A 19,112-nucleotide genomic window follows, 5' to 3' on the forward strand; every position below is an offset into this window, starting at 1 on the left:
TAAGAAATCGTAATTGTAAATAGGAGCGTATTGAATTTGAATAACAAACGAATCGCATTTTTAGGTGCAGGTAACATGGCAGAAGCAATTATCTCAGGATTTATACAATCAGGAAAATTATCAACAGAGCAAATCGTCGTTACAAACCGAAGCAACCAAGAGCGTTTGAACGAATTAAAGAACAAGTATGACATCAAAGCAGTTACAAAAGACCAGTTAGACTATACAACGATTGATATTTTTATTTTAGCAATGAAACCAAAAGATATAGATGGTGTAATGGAAGAACTACGCCAGAAGATCACTGCAGATCAGCTACTCATTTCTGTATTGGCTGGTATCTCTACTACCTATATGGAAGAAAACTTAAACGATCTTCAGCAAGTTATCCGTGTCATGCCGAATACATCTAGCATGATTCAGGAATCAGCAACTGCTGTTTCCCCCGGTAAAAATGTGGATATGAATCAGGTGCTGTTAGTTAAGGAACTAATGAAATGTATTGGTGAAGCATATATCCTTGATGAAGATAAGATGGACATTTATACAGGAATCGCTGGTAGTGGACCCGCTTACTTTTATAACTTAATGGAACATGTAGAAGAAGTTGGTCATCAGGCAGGACTTGATCGCGAATTGGTACGCGAAATCGGTGCCCAGACCCTTTATGGTGCAGCAAAAATGATCATGGAACAAGAAGAAACCCCGAAAGAACTGAGAGAAAATATTACATCCCCTAATGGAACAACAGCGGACGGACTGGATGCTTTAAATGAGCATGGTGGTGGAATGGCCATTATCGAAGCAATTAAAAGTGCAGCCTCCCGCTCAAAAGCATTAAGCAAAAAACCAGAGAAAAAATTAGCCCTGCAAAAATAAAGTGGAACTTCAATCAGTAGGGATTTTCATTCTTCCCCCACTGATTGTTAGTTGAACGAATCAGACATTATCTGGCATGTCCCCCACCCATGCTTGAATTTTTGAGGTGATGTACTGCCAGTTATATAAACCCAGTACTAAAACGCAGTTAACAAAATGAAATGAAAATAATAGGAGTGGTGGAGTGACACCTGGTATAGACACGAAACGTATCGTAATCAAAATTGGAAGTAGTTCATTGACAAGTATGAACGGAGAAGTAAGCCGTAGAAAACTGGAAAAATTAGTCGAAGAAGTTGTTCGTTTAAAGGATGATGGCCACGAAGTATTGCTTGTTTCTTCTGGAGCAGTAGCAGCTGGATATCGTAAGCTAGGCTGTCTTACCCGCCCGGATTCTTTATCAGAAAGACAAGCTGCCGCATCCATTGGACAAGGGGTATTAATTGAAACGTATTCGGATCTCTTTATTTCCCACGGCTATGTGGCTTCACAAATTTTAATCACCCGTAGTGATTTCTCTGATGAGAACCGCTATAACAATGCAAGAAACACGATAAATGTTTTACTGGAACGGGGCATTGTTCCAATCGTAAATGAAAATGACACGATTACGATGGATTTCCTAAAGTTCGGGGACAATGATACACTCTCAGCAAAAGTAGCTGGTCTAGTTGATGCGGATCAATTAATCATCCTTTCTGATATTGACGGACTGTATGATAGTGATCCACGTAAAAATGAAGACGCAAAGCTTCTTACTAAAGTAAATGAAATCACCCCTGAGATCGAAGCAGCGGCTGGTGAACCTGGTAGTTCCGTCGGTACAGGTGGAATGAAGTCAAAAATCGAGGCCGTTAAGATCGCGATGGCATCTGGTATTCCTTCCTTCTTAGGAAAATCCAGTACCAACAGCATTGTCTATGATGCTGTTGATAATAATGCAGTCGGCACATACTTTGAACCACAAGAAGACATGGAAGAACTCAATCAAAAAAAGCAGTGGATTGCATTTAATTCGGGGCCAGAAGGCGAAGTTACCATTAAACCATCCGCCAAAGAAGCAATTCTTGAGAACCATACCAGCCTGGAACCTTCAGCTGTCTACAGTGTCAACGGTCGGTTTAAAAAAGGCGCAGTTGTGAAAATATTTGATCCAACTGGCGAGGAAATTGGTCTTGGTGTGGTGAATTACTCATCCAAAGCACTGGATCAGTTAATAAATAAGATTGATGTCGATTTGGAAAAATACGAAAAAGCAGCCATTGAAAGTGAACAGCTCGTTTGTCACCTGGATACATCCGTGCTCACAACTGTATAAACATTTTAGGAGGAATATAATGACAGTCATAAACAAAATGAACGTCGAAGAACAAGCCATTCAAGCCAAGAAAGCAGCTAAGACCTTATCTTTGCTGAAAACCGAAGAAAAAAACGCAGCGCTGCTTACTTTGGCCGATGTACTAGACACAGAATATGAAAGTATCTTAACTGCCAATAAAGCAGATTTGGAAAAAGGAAGCAACAAAGGCTACGACGCGGCATACATAGATCGATTGACGCTAACCAAAGAACGTGTCGAAGAGTTCGCCCAAGGATTACGTGACGTAGCGAAGCTCGAAGATCCAACTGGTATAGTGGATTCCGATTGGACACTGGACAATCAGTTAAATGTTCAAAAGGTAACCGTCCCTCTTGGGGTTATCGGTATGATTTATGAAGCGCGTCCCAATGTAACGGTTGATGCGACTGGATTAGCATTAAAATCCGGAAACGCGATTGTGCTGAAGGGTGGTTCATCTGCGATTACATCCAATAAACAGATTGTCGAAGTGATGCATCGTGGATTGGAAAAAACAAAAATACCAAAAGAAGCCGTACAATTCATTGATAGTACCGATCGGGAAGCAACACAGCAGTTATTCACGATGAAGCAGCACATCGATGTACTTATACCTCGTGGTGGTGGCTCGTTGATTCAGGCGGTCGTCAACAATGCAACCGTTCCTGTTTTGGAAACGGGTGTGGGAAATTGTCATATTTACATAGACGCAGAAGCGGATGTGGAAAAGGCTTTAGCCATTCTTGTCAATGCGAAAACAGATCGTCCCGCTGTTTGTAACGCTGTCGAAACTGCCATCATTCATAAAGATTGGCTGGAAACAAACAAGGATGCTTTAATCCAGGCTTTTAACGAAAATAATATCAACGTTCATGGTGACGAGGCTGCTGTACAGGTTTTTCCTGGCGCTGTTCTGGCAAGAGAAGATGACTGGGCTAACGAATATTTAAGCAGAGACATTGCTGTCAAAACGGTAAATCATCTGGATAATGCTATTGACCACATTGATACCTATGGAACCAAGCACTCAGAAGCAATTATTACGGAAAATGTTCAAACTGCTGAGACATTCATGAAACTAGTTGATGCAGCTGCATTGTACCACAATGCTTCCACTCGTTTTACCGATGGAGGCGCACTTGGCTTTGGTGCTGAAATAGGAATTTCCACACAAAAGCTGCACGCACGTGGCCCAATGGGATTACCAGCTTTAACTACGATTAAATATATGATGAACGGGAACGGGCAGATTCGGTAAATATAAATTGAAACATCATGATTGCTTGTAGGCAAGTACTGGGGTTTTTGCATGATGGCGCCTATGAGATCCGGACTGGTAATAGAGAAGGAGGTATTATAAAAGTGGAGAACGCAATTCAATTATTAAGGGAACTGAATTCTACTAAGCTGGCGAATAATATAGAGCAATATCTCTTGCTGATTAAGTAGTAACGAGCAACTACCACTTTAATAAATTTAAAAGCCCTTCTTGGCAAAGGGCTTTTTTAGTTGCATCGAATTTTAAATTTTCCGCTACACTATTGGCAGGATGACATGTGATGGATATTCTTTTTGATGAAATAGACTTTGGGTTGCTTTTCTCATTTCTTCTGATTCTAATGTTGTTTTTCCGGTGTTCGGATTCACATCATAGCGCGGGAAATCACTGGAAGCTATCTCAATTCGAATGGAGTGTCCTGGTAAGAATACATTGCTTGTTGCACATAAATCTATTTCATAACGGATAATTTCACCATTCAAACTTTCTTGTTCCCTTTTCCCACTTCGATATGTGGCACGGATAATACCATCTGCTAAATTATAAGCAGTTCCATCAGGGAAAACATCGATTAACTTTGCTGTAAAATCAGTATCTGGAGCATCAGTAGACGCCCATAGAATAACTTTTGCTGAGCCCGTTACTTCTACTTCCTGTTCTAATTCTTCAGACGTGTAGACGACAACATCTTCTCGTTCTTCTATTTTTCGTTGATCACGTGGCCCAGCGTTTCTACCGTTATAAAATAGCGTTCCACCACCATTAGTTGGTACTGGGCTCATTGGATCATGAATAAACTGATCCTTTTGCTCATCGCCAGGAAGGGTAGTATTTAAGCTGCCAGACTTGAGATTTGCTTGTCCATCACTATGAAAATAGAAAGTGATGTATGTAGCACGCTGCAAGGGCCAGGACTTTTCCGAGCGCCATTGATTAATACCCATCACAAAAATTTTAACAGGGTCTTCATCATCTATTCGAACCTCATTCTCTTCTTTCATCCACTGGTTAAACCAATTAATATGCAATGATGTGAGGTCATCTTTACCATCAATAGAGTCACCTGAACTATTTACGCCAAAAGAACGTTCTCCTAAGTCAGTACCAGTCATGCCGTGTCCCCATGGGCCAATGATTAACTTTTGATTTTGACTATATGCTTGCATCTGTTCATAATTTAATAGCGTTTGATTTAAAAAATTATCATACCAACCAGCAAGATGATAGGCTGGAATATCCATTAAATCAGAATACCTCTTTACATCCCTATGCTCAATGGCTTTTTTATTGTATTCTTGATGAATATATTTCTGGTAAATATCTTGTAGTGCGGGATGCTTCATGACTGCTGGTAATTCTTTAATCGGGGTAAATGTATGCCATTTTTCAATCTGATTTAGATCGTTGGCTATCTCTTCCATCGCTTTTGCAAAATCCTCCGGACTTAGCTTTCTTCTTAAATAATCAGGCACTAACGAATCGAGCATCCATGTTTCTGCTGCAGCTAAAGAAAGTGTGCCGTTTTCCTCAAAGGCATCCTTAAAAATGTTTCCTGTCATCGCGGGGAAAATTGCTTTTAGAGCAGGGGGCTGTTCTACCATTGCATACAATTGTGTGAATGCATAATAAGACAGGCCAAACATACCTACTTTACCATTGGAATAGGGTAAGCTCGCTGCCCACTCAACGGTGTCATAGCCATCTTTCACCTCTTGAACGAAGGGTTCAAATTCTCCTTCTGATGCAAAACGACCACGAACGTCTTGGATTATAACGATGTAACCTTCCATTGCAGCACGAATAGGATCAATCCAACGATGTGAAAAGCTAGGAAGATTTTTATTGTAAGGTAAGCGAGTTAAAAGTACTGGATAGTCTCCGTTTGTTTGTGGACGATAAATATTTGCATAGAGTATCACTCCGTCTCTTAACTTACAAGGAACTTCTCGGTCGACGATGACTTGATTTATGTCTGACATATTTACCTTCCTTTCGAATAAGATGAAATTTTCCATACGCTTGATTAAGAGAGTAGAAACAAACAAGGTCTGTGCTGACTCAGTCAACACAGACGCTCCATTATTTGCCTAACATTTCATTTACTTTATCTTGATTATTGTCAATCCACTCTTGTGCTACTTCTCTTGCAGGTACGTCTTCTTCCTCAATTTTAACAATCATTTCTTCCACATCATCAAGTGGGATACTCCAATTACTTAAGAATTCGTATGCGTCAGGCGCTGTTTCTTGTAGTTCTTTGTTCGTAATCACTTTAACAGTAGCTGTTTCAAAGAAACCTTTGTCGTCTTCTATTACTTTAATGTCTAACTTATTAAACATTGTGTGTGGACGCCAGCCATAGAAAACAACTGGTTCTCCATTTTCCAATTTACGCATAGCTTGTGCAAGCATACCGCCTTCAGAAGAATTGACTTGCTCCATATCCAGACCATATCCTTCAATCAAGTCATCAATGATACCAGTTACACTTGCTCCTTCTTCAATTCCATACAATTCGTTATTAAACTGATCTTCCATACCTACGAGGTCCTCAACTGAATTCACATCTTCCATATAACTCGGAACGACTAAACCAGCATCAGCATCTGTATAACTAACTGCTGTTTCTTCAATAGTGTCACCATACTTTTCGATATATACGTCATGGACTGGGAACCACCCATCCATGAATACATCGATATCACCACGTGATAGTCCAATATAGGTGCTTCCAGCATCTGCTTGTGTTTGTTCTACGTTATAACCCATATCTTCCAATAAAATTTGAGCTATTTCTGTAGGAGGTACAGTGCTTGTCCATGGCGTTACACCTAATGTGATTGTTTGCTGTTCTTCAGCACCTGTCTGATTTTCACTATCTTCGTTTTGTTGGGAACAACCAACGACAAACATTACGAATAATGCACTAATCATACCTAATAATACCTTTTTCATAATAACTCTCCTTTTGTTTCTTTTTTCTTGTTACGCCGAACTATTAGATTTAGTTTATAATTTATTCCCTACTCCTTGTGTGATGCGGTCAAGTATAATGGCAATTACTACGATCGCTAAACCGCCAGTTAATCCTAGTCCTACGTTAACTGTAGAAATCCCTGACAATACTACCGAACCAAGTCCTGGAGCCCCAATCATGGAGGCCACAACTGCCATAGATAATGCCAACATAATGGTCTGGTTTATACCAGCCATAATAGTTGGTATAGCAAGTGGTAATTGAACTTTAAATAATAATTGTTTTGATGTTGTACCAAATGCTTTTGATGCTTCAACTACTTCTTCAGGCACTTGTAAAATCCCTAACCGAGTCATACGCACAGCTGGCGGAGCAGCAAATACGAATGTTGCTATAACAGCTGGGACACCACCAAGCCCAAATAATAGAATCGATGGAATTAAATAAACGAAAATTGGTAGTGTTTGCATAAAGTCCAATATTGGACGGACAATTTTATCTATGAGGCTACTTTTTGCACTTGCTATACCCACAGGAACCCCAAAAATAACGGATATAATTGTCGAGACGATTACAATGGCAACAGTTTGCATTGTCTCAGCCCATAAATCAACAGAACCGATATATAGACAACCTATTAACGTAAATAATGCGATACCTCTTCCAGCAAGTTTCCAAGCTAATAATATGAGGACGACTGCGATAATTTCAGGAGGGATAGAAATGATGAGATTCGTAACACCGTCTATAAAGGAACTAAGTGCAGTACTAATACTATCAAAGAATCCACTCATGACTGGCAGTAACCAACCATTAACAAAATTGTTTGTCCATTCTTCTAAAGGTAAGTCGATATAGTTCATATAGTCTCCACCTCGTCTTTCTCTTTCCCTAGCACTAAGCCTGACAATATGGAAACGCGTGACACGATACCCAGTAGCTTTCCATCTTCAACAATGACAATAGGATACTTTACATTAGCAGCAATGCCGATTAAATCATTTAATGGTGTATCTGGCGAAGTAGTATAAACATCCTCTGTTATAAGCATTTCTTCCATAGAGATATTGTTTTGATAAGCTTTAACTGCATCATCGATGGTTAAGAGGCCCTTAAAATTCTTTTCTTTATCTGTAACAAAGATACTAGAAACACTTGCTTCTTCCATTTTTCTTACAGCTAAACGAGGGCCGTCCTTGTATGATAACAATACTTCTGGTTTTTTCATTACATGGGATGCTTCAAGGACTTTGGAACGGTCTACATCTTTTATAAAGTTGGAGACATAATCATCTGCTGGATTTTCTAAAATCTCTTCTGATGTTCCTATTTGTACAATTTTTCCGTCCTTCATTATTGCAATCCGATCACCAAGCTTTAGAGCCTCATCCAAATCATGGGTAATAAATAACACCGTTTTCCCCAATTTGTTCTGGATCTTTAAGAGTTCGTCTTGCATTTCTTTACGAATAATAGGATCTAGCGCACTAAACGCCTCATCCATCAATAGAATATCCGTATCATTTGCAAGTGCACGAGCTATGCCGACGCGTTGCTGCATTCCTCCACTTAATTCACTTGGATAGCTATCTTCATATCCCTTTAGTCCGACATCCTCAATTGTTTCTAGTGCTATTTTTTCCCGTTTTTCTCTTTCAATTCCTTGGATTTCTAAGCCATAAGCAACATTGTTTATAATTGTTTTATGTGGTAGTAACCCAAATTTTTGGAAGACCATACCTAATTTTTTACGTCTCGTTTCAATTAGAGTATGTTTATCCATTTTGGTAATGTCTTCCCCATCGATTAAAACTTCCCCATCTGTGGGTTCAATCAACCGATTGACTAATCTTATTAATGTTGATTTACCACTTCCAGAAAGTCCCATAATAACGAAAATTTCTCCAGGTTTTACTGCGAACGATGCTTGGTTAACACCAACTGTCATTCCAGTTTTTTTAAGAATTCCACTTTTTTGTTCTCCATTTTTCAAACGTTTTAGGCCTTGGTGTGGATGAGAGCCAAAGATTTTCGTCAAATGATTCACTTCAATCTTATTCATCTACATTCTCCTATTCTTTTAGAGATACTTTTTGGAAAAGCACCGCCTTAACTTTTTCGCTTAATACCTATCGTTCTACCCACTTGCTTCGGTGCTTTTAGTTGCTTATCCTCGTCCCACATTACTTCTATATTTTTTGCTACAGGAGCAGGAAAGGGAGCAGGTCTTTCTTGACCAGTATTAATGCCCATTAACATTTGTTCACTTGTTGCAATTGCTTCGTTCATTTCATTTTTCATTGTGAAAATTACGTGTAGACGTTTGGTGTCGACGTCTAAAAGCTGTACAGTCACGTTTAGTTGCTCATTTTGATGTGCTTCTTGCAAATAACACAAATGTGTTTCTAAGGTAAAAATCGTATAACTAAAATAATTACGTGACGCTTCATCTAGTCCGATATTAGCCATAAATGCATCAACAGCTAAACTAAATACTTTCGCATATGCTGCATCATTCATATGGCCGTTATAGTCTACCCATTCTTGATATACAACGGTTTGATAATGAAAGGGTTGTTGCTCTGCCATGGTTTAAAATCCTCCCAGACTGTTAATTCGTTTGTTCAAAAAGATGGATAAAGGAAGAGAACATTCCAGATTGCTGCTTTTCAAAGTTACAACCAGTAATTCGCCTACCATTTTAACCATCTATTAAATTTTGGATTGAGGCCAATAATCCTCGACTAAGTCTAATAGTTTCACTAAAAACTCGTTTCGTTTATCTTCTAATTCGGAGATGGGTACATTACCTGCATGGCTTTCACAGCCTTCGATAACTTTTTCTTTTAGATCTTCCGTTAGTTCAGGTGCTTCTAGTTTTGTCCATGGTTTTTTAAGTGCTGGACCAAACTGTTCTAGCATATGTCGCATGCCTTGATCTCCACCTGCTAGATGGAAAGTTAAGAATGGTCCCATTTGAGCCCAACGAAGCCCTGCACCATAAATAATTGCTGCATCAATTTCTTCTGTAGTAGCAATTCCGTCATTTACAAGGTGTAGCGCTTCACGCCATAATGCTTCCATTAAACGATCAGCTACGTGCCCTTCAATTTCTTTGTTAATTACGAGTGGTTTCATTTCAATAGATTGATAGAAAGCTTTAGCTCTTTCCATTAACGCAGCGTCCGTTTCTTCTCCCCCAACTAGCTCAACAAGAGGCAAAAGATAAACCGGATTGAAAGGATGAGCAACAATTACCCGCCCTGGATACTGCAAACCTTGTTGTAATGTTGTTGCCATAATTCCGGAAGTACTAGACCCAATGATGGCATCAGGCTTAGCATGTTGATCAATACTAGTTAAAACACTTTTCTTAATATCTTCACGTTCGGGTACATTTTCTTGGATAACTGTAGCATTTTGAACCGCTTCTTCAATTGTCGGAACGAATGTCAATCGTTTTTGTGAAGCCCCTTCTGCCAACCCAAGCTTTTCCAAAGACGGCCAAACTTGCTGAATGACTTGTCGAGTACGTTCCTCTGCTCCTTCTGCTGGATCAAAAGCAATGACATCTAGCCCTTGAGCTAAAAATCGGCCGATCCACCCATTTCCAATTACGCCTGTACCAATGACTGCTACTGTTGTTGACTGACTCATATGTTCTCGCCTCCGTATGGGTTTCTCAATCCGAATTGTATTCTAGCTTCTTGAGGTGTCATGACTTCAATATCATTACTGTTTAACATGTTTACTGCTTTCTCAACAAGTTGATCATTTCGAGCAAGCACACCTTTTGATAAATATAAATTGTCCTCTAAACCAACGCGTACATTTCCACCTAACTGTGCGGTTTGTTCAAGAATTGGCAACTGCATCCGTCCAATACCAAATGCTGACCAGTGTGCATTTTCAGGTATACGATTTTTCATGTACATCATTGTCTCTTCATCTGCATCCATTCCCCAAGGAATTCCCATACAGAATTGGTACATTGGATCACCGTCGATTAATCCTTCATTTACTAGTTGCTGGGCAAAACGAAGGTGCCCTGTGTCAAAGCACTCTAATTCAGGTTTGACACCGCTTTGTTGAATAAGTGCCGCTTGTTCTCGTAACCAATCAGTTGGGCTCATATAAATCATATTGCCGAAATTTACTGAACCACAGTCAAGGGTGCACATTTCTGGAAGCAACTCACCTACAGGCTGATGACGCTCCGCTGGGGTTTGCATATCGGTTCCATTTCCACCAGCTGCTGGTGTGTTTAAACTGGGTATGAAATCTCCGCCGCCCCCAGAAGTAATATTAATAATAACGTCAGTTTCAGATTCACGAATCCGATCAACTATTTCACGATAATGATCAACGTTGTGGCTTATTCCACCTGTTTCTGGATTACGAGCGTGAACATGGGCCACAGTTGCTCCCGCTTTTGCTGATTCTATTGCTGCCTCAGCAATCTCTTTTGGTGTTACAGGTACATGAGGGCTTTTTGAAGTTGTATCCCCTGCACCCGTAACAGCAGCTGTTAGTAATGCTTTTTTCAATCTACTTCCTCCTCTTCTTTACTGCTCAATTAAACTTTTTTAGTATTAATCGATTAGTGTTACAATGTGTACCATCCGGACGGTTTGTTTATCACAGTTATAAACTATACCATCCAGACGGTTTGTTTTCAACCCTCTCTAAAATTAGAAAGGTGTTTCGTTTGCTCTTTTTAATTTAAAGCAACCATTAAACTAGTCAGTAGAAGGGATTGGTTATTTTTCGATAAACTTGTAAAAAACAAAAACACCTCTATAAAGTGGTGTTTTGTTCAACATTTATTTTACCAATTTTATTCGTTTGCCCATTCTCTTAGCTTTTCGTAGACAGCTTTTTTCTTGTCTTTTTCAATATGATAAATATCGAAGAGTTCGGATAACCAAATCCCATCAGTAGCCAGTCTTATGATAGTAGCTTTAATGGGATCTATACCATCGTCCTCAATTTTATATTGCCAATCTGAATAGAGTTCACGAATAGGATCCAATGAATTAGAGCTGACTGCTTTCGCTGCAAGTAATCCATAATGCATATCCTTGTTTTGGTAAGCTTGATTAAACGTTACATCAACATATGCACGGACCCATTTACCTTTATCTACTGGATCTGATTCCGCATTATTACTTATTTTCTCTCTATAGTTATTCGCTAGATGTTCTACCATCCCTTGCACAAGTGCTTCTTTCGATGGGTAGTGATAGAGAAGGCCACCTTTGCTTATTCCAGCTTCCTTCGCAGTGGCATCGAGTGTTAAATTAAAGATACCTTTTTCACTTACAACTTTCGAGGCAGCATGAAGAATATCCACTTTTCTAGAAATTTTGCCCATTGAAGATCTCCTCTTTATTTTTATTTATGCTATTTAACATACCATCTGGACGGTACACTTTCAATCTTTTTTAGAATGGGAGTAACAAGTCAATTTTACAAGTTTCGGGCTAAAAATCCCAATAAACCAAGCAAATACTCCAATTATTTAAGATGAAAATTGATTAAATTTTATACAGATTGCATGTTTTTAGAGTGGGTGGAGTGGCTAGAATCAGAGGGCCATTCATTATATTTACATACTAACTATATAATTTATCGGCTCCTGTATTCCTTTTGATAAACCATATAAATTAGGGATGTTGAGTCCCGCTCCTCTGCCAATTCCGCGACGAGAGCAGCCCCTTTCAACGAACTCTTCCTTCTAGCTTAGTCTTCGCAATAGTTATCCTAGAGTTGGGTTGGATATTCCAATAGGTAGTGATTATTCGGAAAGAATCGATAGTAAAATTGGTTTCCTTTCCCCATTGGACACTCCCACTCCTCTCTCACTCAGTAACCATTCTTGAAATAAATCATCTACTGCCGCCGTATTACAATTTGGGACTTAAATTACTCCTTTTACCGATCTCTCTCCTAGATTGTGTAGTAAGGAATTAAAATCAACAAATGCGATTACTTTTGTTGATATACCTTCTATGGGATCCGAACTATCTGGAATTGCCATTTCACCTTTTAGTGCGTTCCATAAAGCTAAATGCCCTCCTTCCGATGGCCCTGATAGAGCAATTCGATGTGGGTTAATCCCCCAAGTTTTAGCCATAAATCGAACAAATTGAATTGCTCTTACACCGTCTTTCATTGGGGCTAAAAGAAGAATTTAATGAGTTTATTTCCTATTTGGAGGAGATCGCTGTTCCATAGAAAGCAACTTGGTGGGTAGAGTCTATGTAATAGAATTAAAGGGTGCTTATGAGATCAGGACTGGAAACAAAGAAGAAGGTACTGCAAAAGTAAAACATGCAATTCAAATACTAAACGATCTTGGTTTTAGTTAAATTGGACAATAATATTGAGCAATATATTTGGTTGATTGAGTAAAGGAGAAACAGATTCAACAAAATCTACCCCCTTCATCTGTGGGCATATTAAAAGACGCCTCCTTATTCAAGAAAAGCGCCTTTAATGGTATCTCTATTTAATTTTTACCAACAAAGCATTTTGTCTGATTAAATTGAGGAACTAAATGATAAGAACTCAGGCAGTTGTTGTTCATGCTTGTCGAGCATAATCTGTTCCGGCTTAATCCCCTGCTCATGTAGTACTTTAATATTATCCATAAGAAACTCATCACTACCGACAACGTAGAAGAGTCCATCCTTATCGGCAGCAAGTTTTTCCACTTCCAAATAGTAGTCTTGACGATTATCGACAAACTGTGATGTGAACTTCTTCTCAGGTGCGGATTTAAAAACGTTAGTGAATAAGAAATCTTTTGATGAATCAATGTTCAAGGAATGTATTTGGTTGACGTTGTCAGCACGTTCTACATACTCAAGCACAAGCGGTCTAAAAGTTGCCAGGCCAACGCCTGATGACAGCAAGTAAACATTTTTGTTTTCTCTTTTAAGTGGTTCGAATGTGTTTTAAATATGGCAACCTCATTGCCGACTTCAAGATTTCTTAAAATTGTTTTAAACTCAGAGCATTGCTCTCTAATGCGTGTGGTAATACCAATGGATTTTTCGTTTGGTAAAGTAGAAATTGACATATGGCGAATCAGGCTACGGTTCGGTTTATCCCCGGCATTAAATCCTTCAAAAGCAAAGTGGGTGTGAGAGCCTTCTTTCCATGTAAAGTTTTCCGGACAGTCAAGCAGATACGTTTTAACCTCCGGTGTTTCTTCAATAATCTTATTTATTTTAGTCCAGTATATTTGCATTATATATTCTCCTCACTCCATTATATAAACCCTTACTGTCTACTATACAATAATTGATAACAATTCTCAATTAAACGGATTATTTTTTTCTGATAATTTACATGCATTAATCTTCCTAACAATTAATGACGCAATTTACCAAGTTAGAAATAATGGACGATGTTAACAGAGAGATCATCCAGATGACTTCCCAAAAGTTCGAGTTCTATAAGATGAAAGAATTAATGGCCGCAGATACTCCTTCACTTCCTTTCACTTCCCCTTATCCCCTGAACCAATTACAGATTACGCAGCATTAACTTCAAATAACTTAGAGTATCTAATGTTAGATGCTTTAGAATTAGATTTAGATAAAGAAATTAGTGAATATTATCAGGGGTTCTTAATAGAGTGTCAGAATAAAGATTTTACTAATTTGATCGAGGTTCATAAGAATCAATTACTTGAATACTCAACACAAGAAGACGAACTAGCAAGTAAGTATCTTGATGTATATGATTTTCGTTTAGCAACGGAAGAAAAGGTAAAAAGATAACTTAGACATTATGGTCTTGATTCTAATACAAATAGAAAAAAGGAGAACTATAATCTATAGTCCTCCTTTATCATTACTCATTACCCTTCTTTATTGTTTAGACTATAATAGTCTAAGAAGGCATTCTCTTCCTCTGCTGTGGTCAAACGATAATCGTCTATTTCTTTAAATTCCCTTCCATTAGTGAAAAAGGCGTATTCTTGAAAAAGCTTCTTATGTACTTCCACTAATCTACTGTAGTCTCCTCCTTTCCACTCCTCTAGGAAACTTAGATAATAATCTTCTTTATCACTATCTAGTCCTAATTTCTTAACGTATTCTTCCACGTACTCTATATTTTCAACAGTTAAAGTTCTGTAATACGGAGCTAAGTCGAATCCCAAAGTGTTAAGGTAAGCTGGTGTAAAGCTTCCTTTACCTCCTTTTATTAACTCTTTTAGCTGATCAGATTCTATTTTTTGAGAAGTCATCTGAATTATTTCTTTATTAACATCGTCTAAATTTGATAGATACTCAAACCTTTCCCTCCCGGCTTTTTCCGGTCCCGAAAGCACTTGATTTGGTCCCTCAATATAATTAAATTTCACAAAAGTATATGAACCTATACAAAATATTAATATACCTATCATTGATAAGGTGATTTTCTTTATGAGGGCTTTGTTCATTGTATTTTCCTCTCAAATCCATTTACTTTCATTATATCATGCTGAAAAAATCATTTAAAACAACCATTAGTATATATTTTCGTATTTACCCTATAAAAAGACAATAAAAAAGACTTTCAACATTTATGTTGAAAGTCTAATATAGTACCGGTGGTCGGGGTCGAACCGACACTCCCGTGAAGGAACGGGATTTTGAGTCCCGCGCGTCTGCCAATTCCGCCACACCGGCATGTGTATAAATGGAGGCGGTAACCGGATTTGAACCGGTGATAAAGGTTTTGCAGACCTCTGCCTTACCACTTGGCTATACCGCCATAAAAGTAATGGAGCGGAAGACGGGATTCGAACCCGCGACCCCCACCTTGGCAAGGTGGTGTTCTACCACTGAACTACTTCCGCAGCGTAAATATTTGAATTAAGTAATGGTGCGGGTGAAGGGACTTGAACCCCCACGTCCGAAGACACTAGATCCTAAATCTAGCGCGTCTGCCAATTCCGCCACACCCGCAAAAGTGTTTGAATGGTGAGCCATGAAGGATTCGAACCTTCGACCCTCTGATTAAAAGTCAGATGCTCTACCAACTGAGCTAATGGCTCGTACACACTTGAAGTGAATAGTGGTGCCGGCCAGAGGACTTGAACCCCCAACCTACTGATTACAAGTCAGTTGCTCTACCAGTTGAGCTAGGCCGGCAAATGGTGGAGGATGCAGGGCTCGAACCTGCGACCCCCTGCTTGTAAGGCAGGTGCTCTCCCAGCTGAGCTAATCCTCCAACGCACATATAAAATGTGCAAATTATAATATTCAATTCGCCTGGCGGCGTCCTACTCTTGCAGGGGCAAAGCCCCAACTACCATCGGCGCTGGAGAACTTAACTTCTGTGTTCGGCATGAGAACAGGTGTGACCTCTCCGCTATTACTACCAGACCTCGGTTTGAAACCGAATCTTTAGGTGTACTTATACCCTAAAAACTAAATAAGAGGTAACAACGAATCAAGAAAATGTTAGTTAAGTCCTCGATCTATTAGTATCCGTCAGCTCCACGTGTCACCACGCTTCCACCTCGGACCTATCAACCTCATCGTCTCTGAGGGATCTTACTCACTCGAAGTGATGGGAAGTCTCATCTTGAGGGGGGCTTCATGCTTAGATGCTTTCAGCACTTATCCCTGCCACACGTAGCTACCCAGCTATGCTCCTGGCGGAACAACTGGTACACCAGCGGTGTGTCCATCCCGGTCCTCTCGTACTAAGGACAGCTCCTCTCAAACTTCCAACGCCCACGACGGATAGGGACCGAACTGTCTCACGACGTTCTGAACCCAGCTCGCGTACCGCTTTAATGGGCGAACAGCCCAACCCTTGGGACCGACTACAGCCCCAGGATGCGATGAGCCGACATCGAGGTGCCAAACCTCCCCGTCGATGTGAACTCTTGGGGGAGATAAGCCTGTTATCCCCGGGGTAGCTTTTATCCGTTGAGCGATGGCCCTTCCATGCGGAACCACCGGATCACTAAGCCCGACTTTCGTCCCTGCTCGACTTGTAGGTCTCGCAGTCAAGCTCCCTTGTGCCTTTACACTCTACGAATGATTTCCAACCATTCTGAGGGAACCTTTGGGCGCCTCCGTTACCTTTTGGGAGGCGACCGCCCCAGTCAAACTGCCCGCCTGACACTGTCTCCGAACCGGATTACGGTCCTGGGTTAGAAGGTTCGTACAGCCAGGGTGGTATCCCACGGATGCCTCCACGTAAGCTAGCGCTCACGCTTCGAAGGCTCCCACCTATCCTGTACAAGCTGTACCAACATTCAATATCAGGCTACAGTAAAGCTCCACGGGGTCTTTCCGTCCTGTCGCGGGTAATGCGCATCTTCACGCATAGTATAATTTCACCGGGTCTCTCGTTGAGACAGTGCCCAAGTCGTTGCACCTTTCGTGCGGGTCGGAACTTACCCGACAAGGAATTTCGCTACCTTAGGACCGTTATAGTTACGGCCGCCGTTTACTGGGGCTTCGGTTCTACGCTTCGGCTTGCGCCTAACGCTTCCCCTTAACCTTCCAGCACCGGGCAGGTGTCAGCCCCTATACTTCGCCTTTCGGCTTCGCAGAGACCTGTGTTTTTGCTAAACAGTCGCTTGGGCCTATTCACTGCGGCTCCTCCTAAAAAGGAGCACCCCTTCTCCCGAAGTTACGGGGTCATTTTGCCGAGTTCCTTAACGAGAGTTCTCCCGCTCACCTTAGGATTCTCTCCTCGCCTACCTGTGTCGGTTTGCGGTACGGGCACCTTTGAACTCACTAGAGGCTTTTCTTGGCAGTGTGAAATCTGGAACTTCGGTACTCCATTTCCCTCCCCATCACAGCTTGAACTCAGTTGGACGGATTTGCCTATCCAACATTCTCACTGCTTGGGCGCACACATCCATCGGTGCGCATTCCATATCCTACTGCGTCCCCCCATTGCTCAAACATTCAAGAGGTGGTACAGGAATATCTACCTGTTGTCCATCGCCTACGCCTTTCGGCCTCGGCTTAGGTCCCGACTAACCCTGAGAGGACGAGCCTTCCTCAGGAAACCTTAGGCATTCGGTGAAAGAGATTCTCACTCTTTTTTCGCTACTCATACCGGCATTCTCACTTCTACGCGCTCCACCAGTCCTCACGGTCTGACTTCACTGCCCGTAGAACGCTCTCCTACCATTGTTCGAAGAACAATCCGCAGCTTCGGTGATACGTTTAGCCCCGGTACATTTTCGGCGCAGAGTCACTCGACCAGTGAGCTATTACGCACTCTTTAAATGGTGGCTGCTTCTAAGCCAACATCCTGGTTGTCTGGGCAACTCCACATCCTTTTCCACTTAACGTATACTTTGGGACCTTAGCTGGCGGTCTGGGCTGTTTCCCTTTCGACTATGAACCTTATCACCCATAGTCTGACTCCCAAGTCTAAGTATCTGGCATTCGGAGTTTGACTGAATTCGGTAACCCGGTGAGGGCCCCTAGTCCAATCAGTGCTCTACCTCCAGTACTCGTTCCTTGAGGCTAGCCCTAAAGCTATTTCGGAGAGAACCAGCTATCTCCGTGTTCGATTGGCATTTCACCCCTACCCACACCTCATCCCCGCATTTTTCAACATACGTGGGTTCGGGCCTCCAGTCAGTGTTACCTGACCTTCACCCTGGACATGGGTAGATCACACGGTTTCGGGTCTACGACCGCATACTAAAATCGCCCTATTCAGACTCGCTTTCGCTGCGGCTCCGTGTCTTCCACTTAACCTTGCATACGATCGTAACTCGCCGGTCCATTCTACAAAAGGTACGCCGTCACCCATTAACGGGCTTCGACTACTTGTAGGCACACGGTTTCAGGTTCTCTTTCACTCCCCTTCCGGGGTGCTTTTCACCTTTCCCTCACGGTACTGGTTCACTATCGGTCACTAGGGAGTATTTAGCCTTGGGAGATGGTCCTCCCGGATTCCGACGGAATTTCTCGTGTTCCGCCGTACTCAGGATACACTCCGGAGGAAATTCCTTTTCGATTACAGGGCTCTTACCTGCTATGGCTGATCGTTCCAGATCGATTCATCTAAAGAATTTCTTTGTAACTCCGTGTGGAGTGTCCTACAACCCCAGAAAGCAAGCTTTCTGGTTTGGGCTGATTCCGTTTCGCTCGCCGCTACTTGGGAAATCGCATTTGCTTTCTCTTCCTCCGGGTACTGAGATGTTTCAGTTCCCCGGGTCTGCCTCCGATACCCTATGTATTCAGGTAACGGTACTGTTCCATTACGAACAGTGGGTTCCCCCATTCGGAAATTCCCGGATCAATGTCTACTTACGACTCCCCGAGACATATCGGTGTTAGTCCCGTCCTTCTTCGGCTCCTAGTGCCAAGGCATCCACCGTGCGCCCTTATTCACTTAACTAAGTTACAGTAAATAAGCGTGCTAATTTCTTAGCCTTGCTTTATTTCAATCCAGCTTCTAATTTGATGTCGTTGTTACTCTTATTTAGTTTTCAAGGTACAAACTTGCACAGGATGTGTTGGCTTCTGTGTTCGTCACAAATGTTTCCGATGGGGCGAGTATTCGCAGGCCCAGGACGTGACGGATTTTAACAGAAGTTCCTTCAATCCTTTGAGAGATTTTTTAATTGCTCCCTCAAAACTGAACCAAACAACTAG

16 protein-coding genes, 7 tRNA genes, 2 rRNA genes and 1 pseudogene are annotated in these 19,112 nt (G+C 41.2%); 6 read left to right on the plus strand and 20 right to left on the minus strand.

Annotated elements, in window-relative coordinates:
- Nucleotides 1-30 precede the first annotated feature (30 nt).
- From proC to BN988_RS19415, 4 genes are all read left to right on the plus strand, one after another.
- Nucleotides 31-879, plus strand: a complete 849-nt coding sequence (gene proC / locus BN988_RS06990) for a pyrroline-5-carboxylate reductase (protein WP_390620564.1) — start codon at nucleotides 31-33, stop codon at nucleotides 877-879.
- Between the two features lie 184 nt (nucleotides 880-1,063).
- Nucleotides 1,064-2,197 (plus strand): glutamate 5-kinase, encoded by a 1,134-nt coding sequence (gene proB, locus BN988_RS06995; protein WP_036574536.1) that lies wholly within the window; start codon nucleotides 1,064-1,066, stop codon nucleotides 2,195-2,197.
- Between the two features lie 19 nt (nucleotides 2,198-2,216).
- Entirely contained in the window at nucleotides 2,217-3,476 is a 1,260-nt protein-coding gene (locus BN988_RS07000; RefSeq protein WP_036574539.1) for a glutamate-5-semialdehyde dehydrogenase, read from the plus strand.
- Nucleotides 3,477-3,493: 17 nt separating this feature from the next.
- Nucleotides 3,494-3,667, plus strand: a complete 174-nt coding sequence (locus tag BN988_RS19415; protein WP_390620566.1) for an Rgg family transcriptional regulator — start codon at nucleotides 3,494-3,496, stop codon at nucleotides 3,665-3,667.
- Nucleotides 3,668-3,751: 84 nt separating this feature from the next.
- Here the strand turns inward: BN988_RS19415 and BN988_RS07005 are convergent, their stop codons facing one another.
- The 9 genes from BN988_RS07005 to BN988_RS07045 form a co-directional block, all read right to left on the minus strand.
- Nucleotides 3,752-5,563 (minus strand): CocE/NonD family hydrolase, encoded by a 1,812-nt coding sequence (locus BN988_RS07005; protein WP_231495201.1) that lies wholly within the window; start codon nucleotides 5,561-5,563, stop codon nucleotides 3,752-3,754.
- 13 nt (nucleotides 5,564-5,576) lie between these two features.
- A complete protein-coding gene (locus tag BN988_RS07010) occupies nucleotides 5,577-6,452 on the minus strand; it encodes a glycine betaine ABC transporter substrate-binding protein (RefSeq protein WP_036574545.1) in 876 nt (291 codons plus the stop codon).
- A 54-nt stretch (nucleotides 6,453-6,506) separates the two neighbouring features.
- A complete protein-coding gene (locus BN988_RS07015; protein WP_036574548.1) occupies nucleotides 6,507-7,337 on the minus strand; it encodes an ABC transporter permease in 831 nt (276 codons plus the stop codon).
- Nucleotides 7,334-8,536 (minus strand): quaternary amine ABC transporter ATP-binding protein, encoded by a 1,203-nt coding sequence (locus BN988_RS07020; RefSeq protein ID WP_036574551.1) that lies wholly within the window; start codon nucleotides 8,534-8,536, stop codon nucleotides 7,334-7,336. The genes BN988_RS07015 and BN988_RS07020 overlap by 4 nt, the downstream gene beginning before the upstream one ends.
- A gap of 47 nt (nucleotides 8,537-8,583) precedes the next feature.
- On the minus strand, nucleotides 8,584-9,063 hold the full coding sequence (locus BN988_RS07025; RefSeq protein ID WP_036574553.1) for a thioesterase family protein: 480 nt from the start codon (nucleotides 9,061-9,063) through the stop codon (nucleotides 8,584-8,586).
- A gap of 123 nt (nucleotides 9,064-9,186) precedes the next feature.
- Nucleotides 9,187-10,131 carry a 3-hydroxyacyl-CoA dehydrogenase NAD-binding domain-containing protein gene (locus BN988_RS07030; protein ID WP_036574556.1) on the minus strand — a complete coding sequence of 315 codons (945 nt, stop codon included), beginning with the start codon at nucleotides 10,129-10,131 and terminating at the stop codon, nucleotides 9,187-9,189.
- Nucleotides 10,128-11,021: a BKACE family enzyme gene (locus BN988_RS07035; protein WP_036574559.1), complete on the minus strand. Its 894-nt coding sequence runs from the start codon at nucleotides 11,019-11,021 to the stop codon at nucleotides 10,128-10,130. Before BN988_RS07035 ends, BN988_RS07030 begins: the two co-directional genes overlap by 4 nt.
- Nucleotides 11,022-11,311: 290 nt before the next feature.
- A complete protein-coding gene (locus BN988_RS07040) occupies nucleotides 11,312-11,848 on the minus strand; it encodes a TetR/AcrR family transcriptional regulator (protein WP_036574562.1) in 537 nt (178 codons plus the stop codon).
- Between the two features lie 546 nt (nucleotides 11,849-12,394).
- Nucleotides 12,395-12,649, minus strand: a complete 255-nt coding sequence (locus BN988_RS07045; RefSeq protein WP_036574565.1) for a hypothetical protein — start codon at nucleotides 12,647-12,649, stop codon at nucleotides 12,395-12,397.
- Between the two features lie 70 nt (nucleotides 12,650-12,719).
- On the opposite strand from BN988_RS07045, the gene BN988_RS19275 reads away from it, so the two are divergent.
- The gene (locus BN988_RS19275) at nucleotides 12,720-12,845 is read left to right on the plus strand and encodes a hypothetical protein (RefSeq protein ID WP_330944864.1); all 126 of its coding nucleotides are present in this window, start codon (nucleotides 12,720-12,722) and stop codon (nucleotides 12,843-12,845) included.
- 171 nt (nucleotides 12,846-13,016) lie between these two features.
- Here BN988_RS19275 and BN988_RS07050 read toward each other — a convergent pair.
- Nucleotides 13,017-13,729: pseudogene (locus tag BN988_RS07050) on the minus strand (dihydropteridine reductase).
- A gap of 322 nt (nucleotides 13,730-14,051) precedes the next feature.
- On the opposite strand from BN988_RS07050, the gene BN988_RS07055 reads away from it, so the two are divergent.
- Nucleotides 14,052-14,264, plus strand: a complete 213-nt coding sequence (locus BN988_RS07055; RefSeq protein ID WP_036574567.1) for a hypothetical protein — start codon at nucleotides 14,052-14,054, stop codon at nucleotides 14,262-14,264.
- An 80-nt stretch (nucleotides 14,265-14,344) separates the two neighbouring features.
- On the opposite strand, the gene BN988_RS07060 is transcribed toward BN988_RS07055, so the two are convergent.
- The 10 genes from BN988_RS07060 to BN988_RS07105 all read right to left on the minus strand — a co-directional run bounded on the left by BN988_RS07060 (nucleotide 14,345) and on the right by BN988_RS07105 (nucleotide 18,855).
- Nucleotides 14,345-14,929 (minus strand): DUF6241 domain-containing protein, encoded by a 585-nt coding sequence (locus BN988_RS07060; protein WP_036574571.1) that lies wholly within the window; start codon nucleotides 14,927-14,929, stop codon nucleotides 14,345-14,347.
- A gap of 145 nt (nucleotides 14,930-15,074) precedes the next feature.
- Nucleotides 15,075-15,158, minus strand: a tRNA-Leu gene (locus BN988_RS07065).
- Nucleotides 15,159-15,169: 11 nt separating this feature from the next.
- A tRNA-Cys gene (locus tag BN988_RS07070) sits at nucleotides 15,170-15,243 on the minus strand.
- 10 nt (nucleotides 15,244-15,253) lie between these two features.
- A tRNA-Gly gene (locus BN988_RS07075) sits at nucleotides 15,254-15,328 on the minus strand.
- 24 nt (nucleotides 15,329-15,352) lie between these two features.
- Nucleotides 15,353-15,437, minus strand: a tRNA-Leu gene (locus BN988_RS07080).
- A 13-nt stretch (nucleotides 15,438-15,450) separates the two neighbouring features.
- Nucleotides 15,451-15,526 (minus strand) — tRNA-Lys (locus BN988_RS07085).
- Between the two features lie 21 nt (nucleotides 15,527-15,547).
- Nucleotides 15,548-15,623: transfer RNA gene (locus BN988_RS07090), tRNA-Thr, on the minus strand.
- 3 nt (nucleotides 15,624-15,626) lie between these two features.
- A tRNA-Val gene (locus BN988_RS07095) sits at nucleotides 15,627-15,702 on the minus strand.
- Nucleotides 15,703-15,741: 39 nt separating this feature from the next.
- A 5S ribosomal RNA gene (gene rrf, locus BN988_RS07100) occupies nucleotides 15,742-15,857 on the minus strand.
- Between the two features lie 78 nt (nucleotides 15,858-15,935).
- Nucleotides 15,936-18,855, minus strand: a 23S ribosomal RNA gene (locus tag BN988_RS07105).
- Nucleotides 18,856-19,112: the final 257 nt, after the last annotated feature.

This window comes from Oceanobacillus picturae, from assembly GCF_000612865.1.
GTDB classification, from domain to species: Bacteria; Bacillota; Bacilli; order Bacillales; family Amphibacillaceae; genus Oceanobacillus_B; species Oceanobacillus_B jordanicus.